Origin of the sequence: Bacteroides salyersiae (genome assembly GCF_031172035.1) — a bacterium.
Lineage (GTDB): Bacteria > Bacteroidota > Bacteroidia > Bacteroidales > Bacteroidaceae > Bacteroides > Bacteroides salyersiae.
The window spans coordinates 2,632,391-2,653,782 of the sequence record NZ_CP133452.1; the positions used below are offsets into that span (position 1 = coordinate 2,632,391).

11 protein-coding genes are annotated in these 21,392 nt (G+C 38.9%); 8 read left to right on the plus strand and 3 right to left on the minus strand.

Going from position 1 to position 21,392, the window contains the following annotated elements; genetic code table 11:
• Nucleotides 1-57: 57 nt before the first annotated feature.
• Nucleotides 58-2,493, minus strand: coding sequence for a family 20 glycosylhydrolase (locus RB604_RS09465; RefSeq protein ID WP_055295105.1), 2,436 nt, complete (start codon nt 2,491-2,493; stop codon nt 58-60).
• Between the two features lie 42 nt (nt 2,494-2,535).
• Nucleotides 2,536-3,237, minus strand: a complete 702-nt coding sequence (locus RB604_RS09470; RefSeq protein ID WP_005925051.1) for a Crp/Fnr family transcriptional regulator — start codon at nt 3,235-3,237, stop codon at nt 2,536-2,538.
• A gap of 242 nt (nt 3,238-3,479) precedes the next feature.
• On the opposite strand from RB604_RS09470, the gene RB604_RS09475 reads away from it, so the two are divergent.
• The 8 genes from RB604_RS09475 (at nt 3,480) to RB604_RS09510 (ending at nt 19,072) form a co-directional block, all read left to right on the plus strand.
• Complete coding sequence (locus RB604_RS09475) at nt 3,480-4,004, plus strand: RNA polymerase sigma-70 factor (protein ID WP_055295108.1); 525 nt, start codon at nt 3,480-3,482, stop codon at nt 4,002-4,004.
• 70 nt (nt 4,005-4,074) lie between these two features.
• Nucleotides 4,075-5,067 carry a FecR family protein gene (locus RB604_RS09480; RefSeq protein ID WP_055295110.1) on the plus strand — a complete coding sequence of 331 codons (993 nt, stop codon included), beginning with the start codon at nt 4,075-4,077 and terminating at the stop codon, nt 5,065-5,067.
• A 274-nt stretch (nt 5,068-5,341) separates the two neighbouring features.
• Nucleotides 5,342-8,527 (plus strand): SusC/RagA family TonB-linked outer membrane protein, encoded by a 3,186-nt coding sequence (locus RB604_RS09485; RefSeq protein ID WP_172680692.1) that lies wholly within the window; start codon nt 5,342-5,344, stop codon nt 8,525-8,527.
• Nucleotides 8,528-8,542: 15 nt separating this feature from the next.
• Nucleotides 8,543-10,210, plus strand: coding sequence for a RagB/SusD family nutrient uptake outer membrane protein (locus RB604_RS09490; RefSeq protein WP_172680693.1), 1,668 nt, complete (start codon nt 8,543-8,545; stop codon nt 10,208-10,210).
• 24 nt (nt 10,211-10,234) lie between these two features.
• Complete coding sequence (locus tag RB604_RS09495) at nt 10,235-12,469, plus strand: GH92 family glycosyl hydrolase (protein WP_055295117.1); 2,235 nt, start codon at nt 10,235-10,237, stop codon at nt 12,467-12,469.
• Nucleotides 12,470-12,480: 11 nt separating this feature from the next.
• On the plus strand, nt 12,481-14,460 hold the full coding sequence (locus RB604_RS09500; RefSeq protein WP_055295119.1) for a retaining alpha-galactosidase: 1,980 nt from the start codon (nt 12,481-12,483) through the stop codon (nt 14,458-14,460).
• A 19-nt stretch (nt 14,461-14,479) separates the two neighbouring features.
• Entirely contained in the window at nt 14,480-16,717 is a 2,238-nt protein-coding gene (locus RB604_RS09505) for a T9SS type A sorting domain-containing protein (protein ID WP_082430620.1), read from the plus strand.
• Between the two features lie 69 nt (nt 16,718-16,786).
• On the plus strand, nt 16,787-19,072 hold the full coding sequence (locus RB604_RS09510) for an endo-alpha-N-acetylgalactosaminidase family protein (RefSeq protein WP_055295123.1): 2,286 nt from the start codon (nt 16,787-16,789) through the stop codon (nt 19,070-19,072).
• A gap of 95 nt (nt 19,073-19,167) precedes the next feature.
• On the opposite strand, the gene RB604_RS09515 is transcribed toward RB604_RS09510, so the two are convergent.
• Nucleotides 19,168-21,357, minus strand: coding sequence for a glutamine synthetase III family protein (locus tag RB604_RS09515; protein ID WP_005925048.1), 2,190 nt, complete (start codon nt 21,355-21,357; stop codon nt 19,168-19,170).
• Nucleotides 21,358-21,392: the final 35 nt, after the last annotated feature.

The following is a 21,392-nucleotide window of genomic DNA, read 5'->3' on the forward strand; positions in this document are numbered from 1 at the left end:
GAAAAGTTGCACAGCCCGTTTTTGTGAATTTTATAATCCGTTTTAATCTCTCTTTTTTTAATAGATTTCTATCTCATCAATGTAGAGGTCGGCCTGCAGAAGCTTTTTCGGAGAATCGGTTTTGAAATCGATTCCGTTGCGCAGGGTACCTCCATTGCGGATGGTCACTTTTACATAACCGGCTTCGGTAGGGGAAAAAGAGAGAGAATCGGTGTATGCTTTCCTTCCCTTTTCGGGCAGTTGCCTTGTAAATGAAGCAGTTGCTACTTCGCGGTACTGTTTTCCATCATCGGAGACTTCTACTTTTGCACTGCCGGCAGGCAGGATACGGTAAGCCGGGTTGAACAGCGAACCGAATACGACTTTACTAATCTGTACCGGTTTGTCCAGTTGTACTGTGAATATGACTTCTGTACGCTGATCGTTCATGGCGAAACTGGTCCACGGAGTGTAAGAGGCATTGTTTCCACGTTTACCGTTAGTCAGTCCGAAAGTTGTTTTATCAGCTCCGAACAGATCGTTTTCTCCAAAAGTATCTCCGGCTATCCATCCAGTACCAGGTGTCACGGTGAAGCTTTTCCCACTGATGAGGTTGCCGTAGAGAGGCTTGTGGCGAACTTTCCCTAACATTTTACCGTTTTTGAAAGCAGTTGCTTTCAAATCGATATTTCCTTGTAGCGGGAAAGGTGCGGTATAGAGGGTAGATTGAAGTGTCGGTTCGCTTCCATCGGTCGTATAATGAATTTCCGCATCCGGATAATAGCATTCTAATACTACATTTAGCGTATCGTTTTCTACGTGGGTATTAATGTTTACATCAAAGAAATTACGGCATGCTTTGACATTCATGATATCCAGTCTTTCGAACTCTCCGGCCATACGTCGGCAGAAACTTTCCCAGCCTTTATTTTGATTTTGTGTCCAACCGGTTTCGGCAATGGCAATGGCTTTGGGAAATATCTGATAGTCGCGACGGTCATCGGTCTGCATGTACTCCGCCCATGCATTTCCCTGTACGCCGATGATGTGTTTCTTTACCAGTTCATCAGCATTATCTTCTACCGGATTGTAGGTATAGGTCATTTTAAGGGTGACATATCCGCCGATAGTGATCGGTGCTGTTTCCGGATCTTCCTGATAGTAATCCACATACATATACGGACTTGGAGTCATGATAGCATTGTGTCCCAACTTGGCAGCGTTCATTCCGCCTGCCACACCTCTCCATGACATGACGGTAGCGTTGGGGGCCAAACCTCCTTCCAGGATTTCGTCCCAACCGATGATGTTGCGCCCTTTACCGTTCAGGTATTTCTCCATGCGGGTAACGAAATAGCTTTGCAGCTTGTCCTCCTTACTGTGTAGTTTTCCGTCAATGGAATTCGGAGTCGTATCGTCTTTTAATCCTAATTTCTTTATAAGTTCTTGGCAGTGTGTGCAATTCTTCCAGGATGTCTTGGGACATTCGTCGCCTCCTATGTGGATATATGCACTTGGGAAGAGTTCTATGACTTCATCCAGCACTCCCTCCAAAAAGGCAAAAGTTTCTTCTTTGGGGCAATACACTTGATCGAATACTCCCCACGTACCCGTCACGTCATAAGTCGTATCGGGCGTGCACGAAAGCTCCGGATAAGAGGCTATGGCAGCGATGGCATGGCCCGGCATTTCGATTTCCGGGATGACCGTAATGTATTTGCTGGCTGCATAAGCCACTACCTCTTTTATCTGTTCCTGAGTATAATATCCTCCGACTTCTTTCCCGTCAAAGATTTGAGGATAGTTGGTATAATAGTAATCTACCAAAGTTTCTTTTCGTTTAGAACCGATTTCCATCAGTTTGGGGAACTTTTTAATTTTAATTCTCCATCCTTGATCATCCGTCAGGTGCCAGTGGAAAATGTTCATCTTGTGCATGGCAAGCATGTCGATAAACTTGTATACATAATCTATCGAAGCGAAATTCCGGCATGGATCGAGCATCATTCCACGGTAAGAGAAACGGGGAGCATCTTCTATTTCGACGGCTGGTACAGACCAGTTGGCGCGTTTGTTACGTACTTTACCGTAAACCTCCGGGGGGAGAAGTTGATAAAGTGTTTGCAAAGCATAGAAAAAACCGTTGGGTTGTGAAGCCGTAATAGTGATATTGGCAGGGGTTACGGATAACTTATATCCTTCCTGCGGCAATCCTTCCTGTGTGTTGAATGTGATGGCAGGAATTCCGTCATGTTCTTTATCTGTCCGCTCCAATGAGATACCGGCTGTCATAGCCAGTCGGTTGATAAGACTGTCGGCAATCGATTGTACTTCCGGTGAGCAACCGGTCGTAATGACCTTTACTTTTTTATTCAAATCAAACCGTCCCTGTTGGGGGACCATCTGATTGGGCAACGGAACGACGTTGTACTCGTTCACGATTTCTTTTGAATCCTTGCATCCGGGGGTGATGAACAGGAGAGACAAAAGAAAGAAGGAAAATCCTTTTTTCATGGTACTAAATGTGTGTTAAGTTATATAATTGAGATAAAAAAATTATCCTATTTTGCTGATCTTCTTCAGCTTTTCTTCATCAATGATTTTTATTTTCCTTCCGTCGATTGTGATAAGGCGTTCAGTTGCAAAGTTTGATAAGGTGCGGATAGCATTGGAGGTCGTCATGTTGGAGAGGTTTGCCAAGTCTTCCCGTGAGAGGTAAATGCTTAAGGTCGATCCGTCTTCTTCAAGCCCGTAACTTTCTTTGAGGAACAAGAGAGATTCTGCCAATCTGCCGCGAATATGTTTTTGGGTTAGGTTTACCGTCCGTTCATCTGCAATTCCTAAATCAACAGAGAGCTGACGGATAAAAAACATAGCTAAGTCATTGTTTTGAGTAACTAAAGTCATGATAGCACTCATTGGCACCAATCCCACGAGAGATGGTTCGAAAGCTGCTGCAGCGGTTACAAAATCTTCTTTGGCAAAAAAAGCACGATAAGCAAAATATTCGGTCGGCTTCATCATGCGTATAATCTGGCTGCGTCCTCCGACTCCTTCCTTATATATTTTCACTTTTCCACTAAGGAGACACATTAGATGGGTAGGCGTTTCGCCTTCGCAATAAATAACTTCGTTCTTCTTATAATTTTGTAGAGTAAAATTGTTCGCCAGGAACTCTCTTTGTTCGTTATTCAAAGGAGCCCACATATCGGAAAGTTTTTCCGCGATATCTATGTCTGACAAGTTTGTCTTTACCATAAGTGCTGCAAAACTGTGTTATAAAGCACAAATGTAGAAAGAAAAAATGAGAAAAAGAATAAAATAAAAAAAAGATTGCGCAGAAATGAGATTGGTGTGTTGAAAAAAGATTTTAGAGTATGTGTGTATTTGCAATAGTTTGGTAAGTAGTTAGAATATGCAACTATGTATAAACGGATATATTATTTGTAAATTACATTTTTTTTTCGTTATTTGCCGGGTATATTTATAGCAAGAGAAAAATGACTATTGATCTTGAATCTTTCCGAAATTACTATGATTCGTATTATGAGCAATTATGTCGCTTTCTGAATCTATATTCACATGATTCCCAAGTGATAGAGGACGTGTTGCAGGAGGTTTTTCTAAGGCTTTGGGAAAATCGTCATTCTATTGAAGTGGAATATGTGAAAACCTATTTGTTTCATGCTGCTAAGAATCAAATTTTAAATTATTTGCGGAATGAACAGAATAGACATTATTTGTTGGAAAAATGGTTTAATGAACAATTGGAAACCAAACAGGGGAAAGATTGTTTTGATATAGAGAAATTTACTTCAGTGCTTGATATGGCTATAAATTGCTTACCCGAAAAGTGTAGAGACATTTTTATTTTGAACCGTAGGGAAAATTATAGTTATAAGCAAATAGCAGAGCTTAAAGGAATATCTGTAAAAACAATTGAGAACCAGATGGGTATTGCTATGAAAAAGATTCGTGATTTTATGACTTCTTATTCCTTTTCATTCTTTTTCTTCTTCTTTTAGAGAAATATTTTCTCTTTTCTTTTGGGGGAATTCGGAAAGTTACGTGTCTATTTTATAAAAAAGCATTAAGATGATAGACATGTATCAAATCATATCAAAATATTTGGCGGGTGAAAGTTCGGAAACAGAGAATAGAGAACTGGAGGCTTGGCGTAGGCTGAATGAAGAAAATGAAAGGATTTTTCAGGAACTTAGTGAAAGTTGGGTATTAGCGAATGGTAGTTCTTTTTCTCCATGTTATCCTGATAAAGAAAAAATATGGAACAAAATACTAACAAATATTAAGCAAGTAAGAATTGTAAAAGGATATTCGCGTACGGTATTGGTCCGAACGACAAGTATAGCAGCTTTTTTTACCCTTATCATCGGTTTTTCTGCTTCATTCCTATATAATACGGTGTACAACAATAAGTCTGTAGAAAATATTGCTTTTAGAACTCGTTGGGGAGAAAAAGCTGAAATAACTTTACCGGACGGTTCAGTTGTACTTTTGAATTCTGGTTCTAAACTGACTTATAATACAGATTATGATTTCCGGAACAGAAAAGTTCAATTGGAAGGACAAGCTTTTTTTGACGTAACAAAAGATAGAAAAAATCCATTTGTAGTAACGGTTGATGGTATCAATGTCAATGTGCATGGAACTGCTTTTGATGTGAATGGTTATAAAGATGATGAGTCTATTGAAGTATCTTTATTGAGAGGGCATGTGAGCATATCTGCTACTGACGGAAAATTATTGGTTGACATGCAACCTAATCAAAAAGCTATTATCCGGAAAGATGATTTCTCCCAGAATCAACTAATAGCCTGTGATGCTGATACTGAAGGTATATGGAGATATAATAAACTTAAGATAGAAGATGAACCATTGGAAACTGTATTGCATAAGATGGAACGTTGGTATGGGGTGCGCACCCAACTTACTGGTGTTTCTGATAATAAACATTATTGGTTGACCATCAAAACGGAATCCTTAACAGAAACGCTTGAAGTTATTAATAAAATAACTCCAATCAATTATAAAATAAATGGAGAGGAGGTGTATATATCATATAAATAGGATATAAAGAGCACGAAAGACGGCCATCTCTCGTGCTCCAAAACACAAAACGATTTTCAGCAAAATACTAACCTGCCAATATTGGTAGGAAAGAGCGTATTGTATTTTGTAGGCAAAGGTAATATTAAATTTTTATTAAACATTAAATCAAATTACAATGTCTAACATTAAACGGCTATTATGTGGTGTTTTAACCTTATTTTACATAATAAGTTCGATACCTTTAATGGCGCAAACTACATCAAAAATTCAACTTTCTGCAAAAGAATTTTCTTTGGATAAGTTAATTAAAGAGATAGAGAATAAAACTGATTATACTTTTGTTTTTGATAATACCATCGATTTAAAGCAAAAAGTGAATACAATATCCAGTGGCAACATTTCTGAAATTCTGAAACAGGCTTTTAATGCTAAGGGGATCTCTTTTGAGTTCATGGGGAAGCAGATTATTCTTAAAAAAGAGCTTGTGCCAATTGTAAAAAAACGTCAGATTACCGGAAGTATCACGGATGAATCCGGCGAACCTCTCATCGGGGCCAGTATTATGGTTAAGGGAACTTCTATAGGAACTATTACTGATTTGAACGGAACATTTAGTCTTACCGGAGATTTATCGGATAAAAGTATTCTTTTATTTTCATATATAGGTATGAATTCAAAAGAGATACAGATCGGTCGGAATACTATATTTAATGTTGTACTGGAGTCAGACACCAAAACTTTGGAAGAAGTAGTGGTTGTAGGATATGGTACTCAAAAGAAATTGAATATAACTGGAGCGATCGATGTCGTATCGTCCAATACTTTAGAGAAAATGCCAGTATCCAGCATTACCCAAAGTTTACAAGGAAGTGTGCCGGGGATCATTATTACAGATGGAGGAGGAAAGCCCGGAACAGCCCTTTCAATTAATGTAAGAGGGCAAGGAACTTTAGGAAGTACGGAACCATTGGTTGTTATAGATGGTATCCCTACGGGAATTGGCGATTTCAATATTCTGAATCCAAACGATGTTGAATCTATCTCTGTGCTAAAAGATGCTTCTTCGGCAGCTATTTATGGGTCACGTGCAGCTAATGGAGTGTTGGTGGTCACCACTAAAAGGGGGAATAAAGAACAAAAGCCCGTTATAAATTTCTCATATAATTATTCGACTCAAACACCGACCAAAGTTCCCGAAATGCTGAATTCATGGGAATATGCTGAATTACGTAACGAGCAATTAACTAATTCTGATAAAATGATCCAATTTACTCCCGAAAATATTGAACTGATGAAAAACGGCATGGATCCTGATAACTTTGCTAATGTAAATTGGTGGGATCAGGCCGTAAAGAGTCATAATGATTTGCAAAATGTAAATTTAAGGATTTCTGGTGGTAATACCAAGATGAATTACATGGTTTCGGGGGGGTATACGAGTCAGAATGGATTGATTGATTATACAGACTTTAAGAAATATAATGCAAGAGCTAACTTGAATATTCAGATTATAGAAAATTTGGATGCATCGGCAAATATTTCGTACTATCGCGATGAAACGCAAGTCCCTTATAATTATGATCGTTTTTTCAGCGAAGTAATGAATATGGCTCCTTATGTTCCTGTGAAAAAACAAAACGGAGATTGGGGGCATCTTAATAACGAAACAACAAACCCCATTGCATGGATAAGAGATGGTGGATATAGAAAAAGTTATGATGAAAATTTATCTATGTCTATATCTGCAAACTGGGAAATTCTTAAAGGATTGAAGCTAAAGGGGCAAGCTGCTTATAATCATTGGACACCGGGGCATACGGAAATATCCAAAACAATTGAAATGACCAATGAAGATGGTTCGCAGTCTTTAATCAATAATCCAAATGGGGTTAGCCGGCAGTTTGTAACGAAAAATCTGATTGTTTTGCAAGGATTATTAGATTATGAGAGGCAATTTGGGGCGCATAATATACATGGATTATTAGGTTATTCGGATGAACATTATAAAAGTTCATGGGTCGGTGGATGGAGATGGTACATTCCGGATAACAGTATGGAAGAGATTGACGGCGCTACAGGCTCTGGAGATGCTCAAGGTACATGGGGCTCATCGGATGAATGGAGAATGCGCTCATACTTTGGTCGTGTGAATTATGCTTTTGCAGGTAAATATTTTGTAGAAGGTAATTTCAGATACGATGGTTCTTCACGCCTGGCTCCGGGGCATCACTACACTTTTTTCCCTTCCGGATCATTGGGGTGGAGAATTTCGGAAGAACCTTTTATGAATTTTTCAAGAAAGTATTTGGATAATTTGAAACTACGTGTTTCTTACGGACAATTAGGAAATCAAAGCATTTCCCTTTATCAGTATGCAGAAGTTATCACTACTGATCCCAAGGGGTATATGTTTGGGCACCAGTGGGTACCAAGTTCGTATATCGGTAAGTTGCCCAATACGGAAATTGGTTGGGAAATATCGAATATCTTTAATATAGGTTTTGATTTGGGTTTCTTTAATAGTCGTTTATCTGCCACTTTTGACTGGTATAACAAACATACAAAAGATATCTTGTTGGATGTCCCAGTATCTTCTGTCATTGGTATTCCTGTCTCAGTACAGAATGCTGGAAAGATGAAAAACTGGGGGTGGGAACTTTTGGTAGGTTGGAAAGATCAAGTGAATAAGTTTAGTTATAGTGCAACGTTTTCTCTTTCCGATCAACGGAATGAGATCATTGATCTTAAGGGTACAGGTCCCTTCAAAGGTGACAGGACTATTACGCAGGAAGGTTATGCACTGAATACACTATATGCTTATGTTGCTGATGGTTTTTACACATCTGAAGAAGAAATAGCCAGTAGTCCGAAATTTGAAGGATATGCAAGTCAACTGAAAGTGGGAGATATCAAATATAAGGATATCTCAGGACCAAACGGGACACCGGATGGTAAGATAGATAGTTATGATAAGACTTATGTGGGATGGAGTGCTCCCAGATTTATGTATGGACTCGATCTGACGGCAGAATGGAAAGGAGTGGATCTACGGGCTTTTTTTCAAGGAGTGGGAAAACGTGACGAATATGTTCATGGACAGATCATTTATTTGAGTGGTGGATTTAAACACATCCAGAAAGATCGTTGGGATCCGGCTCGTTCGGTAGAAGACAATTTGAAGTATGCCAAGTATCCACGTTTAACAGACGGACAGGGAAATAATTATGAAATGTCGACTTTTTGGAAACATAATGCTGCTTATTTAAGACTTAAGAATTTTCAGATAGGCTATACTCTTCCCAAAAAATGGACAAGTAAAATTACGATGGAGAGAGTTCGGTTCTACTTCTCGGGTAACAATTTATTTACTATAACCAAATTCCCTTATGTAGATCCGGAAGGAAGTTCGGATGGGGCTTACTATCCACAATTGAAAACATTCTCATTTGGTGTTGATATAACAATCGGAAAAAATTAAAATAACATGCATATTATGAAATATACAGTTCTGACTTGCCTGAGTATATGTCTGATATTATGCTCTTGTACAAATGGATTAGATTTATATCCTACAGATAAAATATCTTCCAACAAATTTTGGAAAACAGCAGATGATGCACTGAAAGGGGTTAATGCTACTTATCAGTATGTTTTTCCGGAATCGGATGAGTACGGAATGGATTTGTTTTTTTATGAATCGGCGTCTGACAATTCGTATAATCAACATAGTAATCAGTTTGGAAATTTTCAGCAAATCGCTTTGGGGGCTTATGAATCTAATCATGCAGCTATTAAAAAAATGTGGGATTTGCGTTATGAATGTATCCGTAAATGTAATGAATTTATGGAGAACATAGAAAGAGTCTCTATGGATAAGAATTTGCGTGAGAGATATATTGGTGAAGTCTGTTTTCAAAGGGCATACGCTTATTATTATTTGATTGCATTGTTTGGAGATGTGCCGTTGGTAGATAAGACTTTGACTATACAAGAGGCTGGTAAAGTTAGTAGAACTACCCGGAAAATAGTTGCTGATTTTATAATTAAAGATTTGGATTTTGCTATTGAAGTATTACCGGAATCATATAGTGGTGATGATGACGGGCGGGCTACCAAATGGGCGGCACTTGCTTTAAAAAGCAGGGTCTGTTTATTGATGGCTGGTGATTACCGGGAGAATCCGAACAGTGAATATTGGGGATTGGCTGCTGATGCAGCTTACAAAGTATGGAAAGAAAGCAAGCATCAACTTTATAGGAAAGGGACTTCGGGAGCTGATAGTTATGCTAAATTGTTTTATGATAATGATGCGAGTGCTTCTAATTCGGAAGTGATTTATGAAACTCAATTTACAACTCTTGAAAGACCTCTTTATGGGTTTACTGTTAAATTGGCCTGTGTGAGTGATGGGGGATGGAACTCTTGGACTCCGACTCAGGACATGGTAAATGCTTATTATATGAAAAGTACGGGTAAGCGTATCGATGAAGAAGGATCCGGTTATGATCCTGAGAGCCCGTATGAAGACAGAGATCCACGTATGAAGGCTTCGATATATTATCCGGGAAATACCACGTTGAAAGGATTGATATATAATAGTCAGCCTGGAGAAGGGACACCTGACAGGATGGACCAGCATAATGGTACAAAAACCGGTTATGGCTGGAAGAAATTTCTTGATCCGGCATTGTTGGGGACATGGGATACCGGAAAAGATTTTCCTTTGATTCGATTGGCAGAAGTCCTTTTGAACTATGCAGAAGCCAAAAATGAGGTCTTGGATACTCCCGATCAAAGTATTTATGATGCAGTTAATGCTATACGTCTTCGAGTACAAATGCCAAAATTGGAATCAGGATTGGATAAGGATAAAATGAGAGAACGTATCCGGGATGAACGCAGGGTGGAGCTTGCCTTTGAAGGTACACGTTTCTTTGATATTCGCCGCTGGCATATAGCACATGAAGTTCTAAATCTGCACAATGGATGGATATTGGGTATGAAACTCAATAATCCGGATAACTACATAGTGGATAATGAAGGATATGTACGTGCCGGAATACGTATTTTTAATTCGGACAAACATTATCTGTGGCCAATACCACAGAGAGAAACCGAACTTAATTCTAATTTACTACCCAATAATCCGGGCTGGAATTGAATACTTAAATTACATATAGTTTTTATGAAAAACAGATTTATAATATTTATTGTAACCCTGTTTATAGGGGTGTCGTGTGCTTATTCACAAGTAGATTTATCAAAATATGTAGATCCATATATTGGAGTAGAAGGAGGTGGAAATGTATTTCCGGGACCTTGCGTACCATTCGGAATGGTTAAACTTGGACCGGATTGCGGTAATAAAGATTGGAATGCCGGATGGGATCCTACGGGTAATATACACGGGTTCAGTCATACGCATGTGAGTGGTACAGGAGGAGGATGCAAATATGGTAACATTCTGATGCTGCCAATGACCGGAGAAATCAATCTGGATGATTATTCGTCTCCACGTTCGGGAGAAAAAGTCCTGTTAGGGGAATATGCTGTAGGGTTAAGCAGATATAATACTCATGCCAGATTGACTGCACTCTCCAGAAGTGGATTTCATGAATATACTTTTCCAGAAGGAACAGATTCAAAAATAATCATTGATTTGGGCAGTTTTCTGCAATCGCACGAAAAACAAATGTTGGTAGGCTCTGAAGTGAAAATAGTTTCTGATACTGAGGTAGAAGGGTATTCACGTGTTAGAGGAGGATGGAATGAAGGGGGAGCTTATACCGTCTATTTCTATGCTCAGTTTGATACCCCGGCGACTGAAGTAGGGACCTGGAAAGGAAATAAAGTGTATTCGGGAAAGCTGTCGCAAACTGATAGTAATGAAAAGACCGGTGCCTATTTCAAGTATAATACCACTAAAGGACAAAAAATACGGGCTAAAGTAGGTATTTCATTTGTTGGGCTTAATAAAGCCAGATCCAATCTTTCCGAGATGAAATCATGGGATTTCCAGGAAGTAAAAGATGTGGCTGTCGATCAGTGGAATCAGCTTCTTTCAAAAGCCCGGGTTACTGGAACGGAAGAAAACAAGAAGATTTTTTATACGGCAATGTATCACAGCTACTTGCAACCTGTAAACAGGACCGGAGAAAATCCGAAATGGGTATCAGATGAGCCTTATTATGATGATTATTTTGCAATTTGGGATACTTTCCGTGCAACGCATCCTTTATTTACATTATTGACACCTTCCGTACAGACGGATATGATACGTTCGCTTATTGATATATATAAACATGACGGATATATGCCAGATGCCCGGAGTGGGAATGATAACGGGAGAGTACAAGGAGGAACGGATTGTGATATATTGATTGCAGATGCGATGGTTAAAGGATTGAAAAATATAGATTATGAGACGGCTTTGCAATCAATGGTAAAAAATGCAGAAGTAGCTCCCGGAGGTGATGAACGAAAAGAAGGTAGAGGAGGTATTGCTGATTATAATGCATTGGGTTATGTGTCAACAGCTTATGAACGTGCAGGAAGCAGGACCTTTGAATATGCTAATTGTGATTTCGCAATCGCAACTGTGGCCAGTGCATTAGGTAAACATGATGTTGCGGAGAAATATTATCAACGTGCAAATAACTGGCAAAATATCTGGAATGACGGGATAGAGAGTTTAGGACATAAAGGTTTCCTATGGCCTAAGAATGTTGATGGTACATGGTGGCCGGAAGATAAATTTTCTGTTTTCACAAGTGGTACATGGCCAGATTTCCTCTATGAAACATTTTCTTGGGAGATGTCTTTTTATGTACCTCATGATGTGAACAGGTTGATAGAGAAATGTGGTGGTAAAGAGAAATTTATCAATCGTCTGGATACTTATTTCACGCATGAGCGTTGGGATCAACGTTGGTTTATGGGGTTATTTCAAATATCCAATGAACCGGGATTTTTGGTACCTACCTTTTATAATTATGCAGGTCGTCCGGATAAAACAGCAGAAGTGGTTCGTAAAACTTTACAGACCCGTTACAATACAACTCGTGAAGGCATTCCCGGAAATGATGACTCCGGCTCAATGTCCTCTTGGTATATTTTTCATGCTTTGGGTTTTTATCCTAATGCCGGACAAGATGTATATCTTATTTCGAGTCCACTATTTCAGGAAGTTATTATTTCTCTTGAAAATGGAAAGGAATTAAAAATCGTAGCAAAAAATGCTAATGATAAAAATATCTATATACAATCAGCCAAACTGAATGGACAGGAGTTGAATAGGTGTTGGTTCCGACATACTGATATATCGGATGGAGGAAGTCTCGAATTTATTATGGGCAATAAACCCTCAAAATGGGGACAGTCGGGAGAACTTCCTCCTTCTATGTCATTCAAAAACAAGTAAAAGAACAGAAAATGAAGAATAGAATAAAATATTTGCTGGGAGTTCTTATTATATCTCCTATATGTATGTATAGTAAAGACTTTAATGTTTCTTCTCCTGATAACAAGATCATTTTGAGTGTGAATGTGAAAGACAGGATTAGTTGGAGTGTGAATTACAATTCCACCCCGGTGATACTTCCCTCTTTTATCTCACTACAGACGAAAGAAAAAACATTAGGAGCAAATCCGCATATCCGTAAATCAAAAATTCATACTGTAAATGAAACGATTACAACTTCTATTTATAAGAAAAGAATAATAGAGGATAACTATAAAGAGTTGAATCTCACTTTTGCAGGAAATTATGCATTACAATTCCGGGTATATGATGATGGAGTAGCTTATAGATGGATAGGTTTACAGAAAGAAGATATAACTATCTTATCGGAAGGGGTGGAATTTAATTTTGCGAAGAAAAATTCAAAGGTATACGTAGGATACGTGAATGCCAAAGAAGAAGATGTATATTCATGTTCTTTTGAAAATACGTATCAGCATATTCCTTTAGAGAAGATGTCTGATTTTTGGCCGGCTTTTACTCCTATATTAGTAGAACAAGACGGAATAAAATGCGGGATTACAGAAGCTGACCTTGAGGATTACCCCGGAATGTTTCTTCGGATAAACAAGAAGACTAGGCAGGGATTAATTGCGGATTTTGCTCCGTATCCTGTTGAAGAAGTACAGGGAGGACATAATAACTTACAATCTCTTGTAGTGAAACGGGCTGATTATACGGCGAAGACCAAAGGTGACAGGACTTTCCCTTGGCGAGTAGTTATTATTGCAGATGAAGATAAGGATTTATTGAATAATGATATGGTATATAAATTAGCCAGTCCTTGCCGTATTAATGATACATCCTGGATTAAACCGGGAAAATTGGCATGGGATTATTGGAATGCATGGAATATTTATGGAGTAGACTTCCGTGCCGGAATTAACACAAACACTTATCTTTATTATATTGATTTTGCAGCAAAAAACGGTATCGAATATGTTTTGTTGGATGAAGGATGGGCAGAAAGTACAGATATCATGAAAGTTGTGCCGGAGATCGATTTACCCTATATCATTCGGTATGCCCGGTTAAAAGGGGTTTCTATTCTTTTGTGGGGAGGATGGTTACCTTTGAGCCAAAAGATGGACGAAGCTCTTGAACATTATGCTGAGCTTGGAGTTAAAGGGTTTAAGGTTGATTTTATGGATCGGGACGATCAGAAAATGGTTAACTTTTACTATCGGTTGGCACAAAAAGCGGCAGAGCATAACCTTATTATAGATTTTCATGGAGCATACAAACCCACTGGACTACAACGTACTTATCCGAATGTTATCAACTTTGAGGGGGTATATGGCTTGGAATACTTGAAAGGGGATTACCCGGATATGCCTTTTAATGACGTAACGATCCCTTATATAAGGATGCTGGCTGGGCCGGTTGATTATACTCCGGGGGCTATGGTTAATGCTAATAAAGAAAGTTACAGAGGTATTCATTCAATTCCTATGAGTCAGGGAACCCGTGCACACCAGGTTGCTTTGTATGTTGTTTTTGAATCTCCTTTAAATATGTTGGCTGATAGTCCCAATAATTACATGAAAGAGCAGGAAACAACTGATTTTTTGAGACAAATACCGACTGTTTTTGACCAAACTGTCGCTTTGGATGGTAAGGTCGGTGAGTATGCAGTCATTGCCAGAGAGAAATCGGATATATGGTATTTGGGGGCTATTACGAATTGGGAAACGCGTGAAATTACGATCGATTTCTCTTTTTTAAAGGAAGGTAACTGGCAAATGGAATTGTTCAGGGATGGAGTTAATGCTGACCGTAATGGTAATGATTACAAGCGGGAAGTCATCAATGTGAATATTAACAGTAAAATAAAGGTGTCACTTGCTCCTGGAGGGGGAATGGCGGCTATTATTAGAAAAATCAATCATTAACCTTTAAATATATAATAAAATGAAACATCTAAATTTATTCGTAGCGTGTTGTCTATCATTAATGGTAAGCAGTTTGTTTGCAAAAGATTATTATGTAAAAGTCGGAGCCTCTGGAAATGGAGATTCTTGGGAACAGGCTTCTGGTAATTTATCAGGAACATTGTTGAATGCAACGGCCGGATCGACAGTTCATGTGGCTGCCGGTGAATATAAACCGACTTTAAACTTTAAAGGAGATAATAATAATCCTACGGAGTTTCGTTTTAAAATATCCGGTGGGGTAACTATCTTAGGTGGATATCCGTCCGACGGTAACGGAGAAAGGAACCCTCAGGTTAATATTACTTCACTAAATGGCCAGATTGATGAGAGTACGAATGTATATACAATAGCATACGTGTTATTGGGTAGTGAGATGGCTGTTGTTGATGGATTTACTTTTAAGAATGGAAAAGGAGAAAACGGAGAACATTATGGTGATTTTAGTGGAGGTGCCGGAGCTATTATTTTAAAAAGTGGAAACGAGGCTGAAGGGGGATCTCCGGCCGGAACCGGTTTGAAATTGTCTAATTGTATCTTTGAAAACAACTCGGCTGCATGGGGAGGCGCATTAAAATTACAACGTCCGGACAATCAGCAGGAACTGGTTGTTCTTGAGGTGGAGAATTGTACTTTTACCGGTAATAAATCAGATCAGAATGGGGGAGCTATTGCAGCATGGGGCTATGATATCAGACTTAAAAACTGTCAGTTCATAAATAATACTGCTGAAATTTCTGGGAATAATGGTGGGGCAATAGCTGCTTATGAATCGACAATCAGTACTGAAAATTGTGTCTTTCAGAAAAATGTTGCGGGCAGTAATGGTGGTGCTCTCTTTTCTGAAAGAGGACAAAATATGACTGTTGTTAATTGCCAGTTTAATGAGAATGCCGGATGGGAAGGAGGCGCCGTCCGGTATACTAATAATGATGAAGCAGAGGCGAAGGTACTTGTAAAAGACTGCATGTTTATCAAGAATAAAGATGCTAAATCAAATGGTAATGGTTCAGGAGGGGCAGTTAATTTTACAGCATGGAATTCTACTATTGAGGTGGTGAATTGTGATTTTGATGGAAATACAGTTGGTAATGCCGGGGGAGCATTGCGTATTAGTGGTAAATTCAAATTAGATCATTGTGATTTTTATAATAATATAGCCGGAGCACATGCTGGCGGATGGCTGGATGGAGATGAGGCTACCGTAAATAATTGTATTTTTGGAAAAAACATCAGTACCGATAATGCAGAAGGTACAGCTCTTAAGTGTCAGATTAAGAATCTGACATTATCTGATTGCCGTTTTTATGAAAATGTAGGTAATTCTATTTTAGGTATTGGTTGGGAATCAAGAGTGAAAATGAATAATGTTTCTATTTACAATAATACTGCTACCGCATTGGCTTTTCAGAATGCTTATGCGGATATCCGGAATATCACAATCAGTGGAAACAGATCAATCAATAACGGTGCTATCATGAATGGTAATTGGGAGGGATATTCTGAGATTAATCTTGTTGGGGCTACTATCATAGGTAATGAGTCTGCCGAAGGCAAAGATAGTTTCTTTAAAACATCCGGTGACTGTTCTATTACTCTCAATAATGCTATTTATGCTTTAAATACTGTAGGAGGAAATATGGATGAAACAGATTATTCTACCGGAGACTTCATGTCTTTTGTTCATTTATATTCAATTTGGAATAACAAACGCTTTATTGATGCGGATGACTATTATGGTGAAGATGTCTCTAATACCCCTATTGAAATAGGTTCAACTATCACAGAGCTGGAGGAAGTGAATTCACAAATGGTACACTTATTGATCGGAAATAGTAATCCGGCTATAAAAACGGGTAATCCGGTATTGGCTGGAACAAGTGACCAAATAGGGAATATACGCCCTGAAATTCCGAGTATGGGAGCTTGTGAACCGACAAATGTGACAGGTCTGGAACTTGAAACAATGAATGATTCAAGAGGATTATTGATTTATCCAATGCCGGCAACAACAAATTTCGTTGTCAAAGCAAATATCGGAACAGCCGTTAATGCATGTATCACGATTTATTCGGATAACGGACTATTTGTATGTAAAAATGAGATGCAGATAGATGGGGCAACAGCCGAATACCATGGATATTTGCCATCTGGGAATTATTTGATTATGGTAGAGACTGGTAATTTTGCATATACAGGTAAATTGATTGTTAAATAAAGGAAACAAAATTCTGTAGGAGAAAAATATTCTTTTCTCTTACAGAATTTAAAAAGTAATATACATGATATGAGAACTATTTCCCAATTTATATTATTGTTGGCACTTATGTTTATTTTGATTATCCAATCGGCGAATGCGCAACAGGGAATGGGGTATACTTATCCTCAATACCCCTATGGTAAGGATCTGTCACAAACACTTACTTTTAAAATTATGCTTCGTTGTGCGCGCCCTGAAGATGTATCAAATTTGGATATGGGTCGAGTTTTGAATTATATAAAACAGGTAGACTGTATAACCAGGGGATTACCTAAAATAGTTATATTAGGAGGATTTCAGCAAGATGGACATGATCATCAATATCCTTGGTGGACTCCAATTAACGATTCTTTTACGGCTCCCGGAGGATTAACCGGAAAAGAGGCCCTTCTTTGGTTGATGCAACAAGCACGTAGGTACAATACTAACTGTACTTTTCATGTTAATCCGTTTGATGCTTACAAAGATTCTCCTAAATGGTCAACTTATCAAGAAAAAGATTTGATTTGCCGGAAAGAATCAGGAAGTCTTATTCCTGGTGGAGTGTGGTGGAACAGGCAAAGTTATATGGTTAACCTCGTTAAAGAGTGGGAAAGTGGAGTAACCAAACAGAAAATAGATGAGTTTTTAGAAGAAGTTCCCTTAGTAAAAGAGACGGGCGTATTGTATTTTGATAATATTACACAATACCCGGCCAGCCCCTATCATGGTATAACTCAAAATGATCAGCGCGATGCAATAAAGAAATGTGCCGAATATTTGAAACAGGCTTATGGCATCCAGCTGATAGGTGAATATGCTGATCCTCAATTGTATGGATTCCTTTCCCAAGGGATTACATGGGATTGGAATGAATCACTCAATGTGAATCAGATGGAAATTCCTGCTTATATTATGTGTGGCGGTAGAGATATAGCTCATGATACTTTGCTTGGACAAACTATTAATTTGAAACCTCATTTGCAAGTCTTCGGAACCAGTTTGCAGTTGGAAGATATTCAGTTTCAATACAATCCCGACAGGGTGTTAAGAGAGTTTACGCATCATACTCTTACTTATTTTTATCTGAACCGCTTATTGCGTAAAGAATATGTGCATGAAGGTTCATTATATCGGTTGACTTTGTCTGATAATGTTGTGAGCGAATATAGTGATGATATCCACAAAATATATCGTGATAACAAATTGGTTAAAAAAGGATATGACGTATTTCTCCCTGTATATTGGCAAAATCATCCGGAAATCATGACTTATTCGTTGAAAGGGGGTAAGTTTACTTGGAATTTTCCCAAAGAATGGGCGCAAATCCGAAATGTGGATATCTATACATTCAACGAAAGTTTTAACGGTCTCTCAGTTGTAGAATTGGGGCGTACAATATCTGGAAATCAAATATCTTTGATGATGGAAGCTAATAAAGCGCTTCTTGTTGTCCCTGCTGGAACCGATATGACTATTAAAGAAACCATTTATTCAAATGCTCCTTCCGGTATTGTGAAGTTCTTGAATAAAGATGAAGTTACTCAGGGTAACTGGACATCCAGATACGGAACTTTAGGATATGAGGTATTTGGTTGTCAATTAGTGAAAGAAAAAAATAATGTAAAAATTGAGTATGTAGGTGATGAACTGGTCGTCAAGGATGGGAATGCAGTAAAGAGTAATGCTTTGTTATATCCGAATGATAAATCCAAACGGATCCAGGCTGTACGAACATCTCGGTTGCATCAGCTTATAGATATTAATGTCTCCGAAGAAAAACCTTTAAAAATTTCTCTTTATTTTGCCGATTATGAGAATAAGAATATTCAAATGTTAGTAGATGTTATTGATGTAAATACAAAGCAGGTACTTCATTCCACTATTTTGAAGGATTTTGTAGAAGGGGTTTATTTATCTTATTCAATGAAAGGGCATTTGCAGGTAAGACTTACCCGTTTCTTTTATGATTATTACAATGATCCTGACTATCCGGTATGTTCTGGTATTTTTATTGATACTGATATGCTGACTGGTATAGATAATAATGTAGAGAAGAATCTTTTTTATAGAGTGTGGAATTATCCCAATCCTTTTAGGTCTTGGACTACCTTTTATGTGAATGTAGATAAGCCACAAAATATTCAATTAAAAATTTATTCTCCTCAAGGATATTTATTATTCAGTAACTCGTATTATGCCTATGAGGCAGGAATTACAAATTTCACAGTTAGTGAAGCAGATATAAATAAAGGCCATCTTTCTAATGGCCTTTACCTATATATGATACAGACTGAAACGTTTCATATAGGGGGACAATTGTTGCTAAACTAATAGTGATGTATACTTTTGTTCATAAAATAAGGGTGCTTTTTGTCTATCAGCACTCTTTATTTTTGTAAACCGATATAACCACCTTCGTATTGTTTTTATTTAGTGAATAACAACTCTCTGTATTTGGGCAGAGGCCATATTTCATCATCGATTTCCATTTCCAGATGATCGATATGATCGCGGATATTATCCAGATAAGGCCGTACGGTTTCCTCATAGGCAAATGCCTTTTCTTGGAAATTATCTTTATGATTGGCCACTTTGCGGGCTTCTGTCATGTCTCTGACTAATACCTTGATGGCAGTGACGCGGCGTGAAATTTCTCTGATGAGTTCTTTACGGTCGGCACTCATGATTTCATATTCTTCCGGAGGGAATATTTCTTTCAGTCCTCTTAAATTCTCCAATAAGCGGTTTTGATAGATTACGGCAATCGGAACGATGTGGTTGATGGCCAGATCGCCCAATACGCGGCTTTCTATCTGAACTTTCATGGTGTATTTCTCCAGCTCTACTTCCAGACGGCAGGCCAGTTCCGTTTCGTTGAAAATACGTTCGCCTATCAATACCGATTTGGATTGGTTATCCATGTAATGCATCAACGCTTCAGGCACATGGCAGATATTGCTCAATCCACGGCGGGCTGCTTCTTGTTTCCATTCTTCCGAATAGCCGTCACCTTCGAAACGGATCGGTTCGGAAGCAATGATCGTTTCTTTCAGCAAACGGAAAATGGCTTCGTCCTTGCCGATTCCTTCTTCCATCAGTTTTTCGACAGAAGCACGGAATTCGTTTAACTGATTGGCCATGGCGGCATTGATGGCGATCATGGCGGCAGCACAGTTGGAAGAGGAACCTGCTGCACGGAATTCAAAACGGTTTCCAGTGAAAGCGAACGGGGAAGTACGGTTTCTATCTGTGGTGTCCAGTAAAATTTCCGGAATACGCCCTATACCTAATTTTAATGTTGTTTTTTCTTCCGGTGTCATTTTGCTGCTTCCTACCTGGCGTACTATTTCGTCCAAAGTGGCAGAGAGCTGTTTGCCCAGGAAAATAGAAAGAATAGCGGGAGGAGCTTCATTAGCACCCAAACGATGACTGTTGCCGGCGCTCATGATAGAAGCACGTAGCAAATCTTGATTTTTGTAAACCATCATTAATACATTTACCAGGAAGGTGAGGAAAAGCATATTGCCTTTCGGATTCTTTCCCGGGGCAAAAAGATTAATGCCGGTGTCGGTACAGAGCGACCAGTTATTGTGTTTCCCCGATCCATTGACTCCGCTATATGGTTTCTCGTGTAGCAATACGGCAAAGTTATGTTTACGGGCAATGCGCTTCATCAAATCCATAACGAGTTGGTTATGGTCGTTGGCGAGGTTGGCATTTTCAAAAATAGGAGCTAATTCAAATTGATTGGGAGCAACCTCATTGTGACGGGTTTTTACCGGAATTCCCAGTTTATGGCACTCTATTTCCAACTCTTTCATAAATGCAGTGACGCGGGGGGGGATAGAACCGAAATAATGATCTTCCAACTGCTGGTCTTTGGCCGAAGAGTGCCCCATCAGCGTACGTCCCGTCAGGCAAAGATCCGGACGTGCATTATATAAAGAGGAGTCGACAAGAAAATACTCCTGTTCCCATCCTAAGTTGGTGAATACGCGGGTTACGTTTTTGTCGAACAACTGACACACTTCGGTTGCTGCTTTATCAACGGCTGCGAGTGCTTTCAGCAAAGGTGTTTTATAATCTAATGCTTCGCCGGTATAAGAGATGAAAATAGTAGGGATACACAAGGTAGTGTCTACTACGAAAGCCGGTGAAGAGACGTCCCAAGCAGTATATCCGCGTGCTTCGAACGTGTTGCGGATACCTCCGTTAGGGAAAGAGGAAGCGTCCGGTTCTTGCTGGATAAGCAGTTTTCCGGAGAAGCGTTCAATGACCCCTCCGTCTTCGCCGAACTCGATAAAACCGTCATGCTTTTCTGCTGTTCCGTCTGTAAGAGGCTGAAACCAGTGCGTATAATGAGTTACATTGAGCGATTTAGCCCAACTTTTCATGCCATTGGCAATCAGATCGGCCATTTCACGACTGATAGGAGTACCTTTTTCAATGGCATCGGTTACCGCCTTGTAAGCTTCTTTAGGAAGATATTCCTGCATTTTCTTACGATCGAATACATGACTGCCATAATAATCGGATAATTTGTTGGAAGGAGTGATGACCTCCAGAGGGCCTCTGTTTGAGAGCTCTTGTAAAGCGAAAAATCTCATTTTAGACATAAATGGTCTGTTTTTTATCGGTTGATGCTGCAAAA

Excerpts from the sequence above, each read along its gene's own strand:
- RB604_RS09465 (WP_055295105.1), bottom strand. The coding sequence starts at position 2,493 with ATGAAAAAAGGATTTTCCTTCTTTCTTTTGTCTCTCCTGTTCATCACC.
- RB604_RS09470 (WP_005925051.1), bottom strand. The coding sequence starts at position 3,237 with ATGGTAAAGACAAACTTGTCAGACATAGATATCGCGGAAAAACTTTCC.
- RB604_RS09475 (WP_055295108.1), top strand. The coding sequence starts at position 3,480 with ATGACTATTGATCTTGAATCTTTCCGAAATTACTATGATTCGTATTAT.
- RB604_RS09480 (WP_055295110.1), top strand. The coding sequence starts at position 4,075 with ATGATAGACATGTATCAAATCATATCAAAATATTTGGCGGGTGAAAGT.
- RB604_RS09490 (WP_172680693.1), top strand. The coding sequence starts at position 8,543 with ATGAAATATACAGTTCTGACTTGCCTGAGTATATGTCTGATATTATGC.
- RB604_RS09495 (WP_055295117.1), top strand. The coding sequence starts at position 10,235 with ATGAAAAACAGATTTATAATATTTATTGTAACCCTGTTTATAGGGGTG.
- RB604_RS09500 (WP_055295119.1), top strand. The coding sequence starts at position 12,481 with ATGAAGAATAGAATAAAATATTTGCTGGGAGTTCTTATTATATCTCCT.
- RB604_RS09505 (WP_082430620.1), top strand. The coding sequence starts at position 14,480 with ATGAAACATCTAAATTTATTCGTAGCGTGTTGTCTATCATTAATGGTA.
- RB604_RS09510 (WP_055295123.1), top strand. The coding sequence starts at position 16,787 with ATGAGAACTATTTCCCAATTTATATTATTGTTGGCACTTATGTTTATT.
- RB604_RS09515 (WP_005925048.1), bottom strand. The coding sequence starts at position 21,357 with ATGTCTAAAATGAGATTTTTCGCTTTACAAGAGCTCTCAAACAGAGGC.